Source organism: Pseudoflavonifractor capillosus, from assembly GCF_016902575.1.
In the GTDB taxonomy this organism is placed as follows: domain Bacteria; phylum Bacillota; class Clostridia; order Oscillospirales; family Oscillospiraceae; genus Enterenecus; species Enterenecus capillosus_A.
Genome location: NZ_JACSNZ010000128.1, coordinates 1 through 462 on the forward strand (window position 1 = coordinate 1; position 462 = coordinate 462).

At 55.2% G+C, this 462-nt stretch carries 2 protein-coding genes; both read left to right on the plus strand.

Going from position 1 to position 462, the window contains the following annotated elements; all coding sequences use genetic code 11:
• A partial coding sequence (locus tag H9X86_RS13175; RefSeq protein ID WP_243416967.1) for a conjugal transfer protein TrbL family protein occupies positions 1-279 on the plus strand: 279 nt, incomplete at its 5' end.
• On the plus strand, positions 276-462 hold a 187-nt coding region (locus H9X86_RS13180), incomplete at its 3' end, for a DNA cytosine methyltransferase (RefSeq protein WP_204901757.1). The genes H9X86_RS13175 and H9X86_RS13180, both read left to right, overlap by 4 nt.

Consider the following 462-nt stretch of genomic DNA (forward strand, 5'->3'; position numbering starts at 1 on the left):
CGCGGCTATACCGACGGCTTCATCCAATGGTGCAAGCAGATCATTGGACTCTGCCTCACCGCCTTCCTGCAAGCCACCATCCTCATTGCAGGATTGATGGTATTCAAAGGGAATGCCCTTCTGGGGCTAGGACTGATGTTGTCCGCAGGGGAAATTCCACGCATCGCCGGAACCTTCGGCCTGGACACCACAACCAGAGCCAACATTATGTCTGCTGTCTATACGGCCCAAGCTGCGGTCAATACCACCAGGACGGTGGTCCAGGCGGTGGCCAAATGAAGGCACTTACCCTTGGCAGTTTATTTGATGGGATCGGCGGATTTCCTTTGGCCGCTGTCCATAACGGGATCATCCCTGTATGGGCCAGTGAAATCGAAGCCTTTCCCATAGAGGTGACCAAGCACCGATTCCCCGACATGATCCATGTGGGGGATATTACAAAGCTCCACGGTGCCGAGCTGC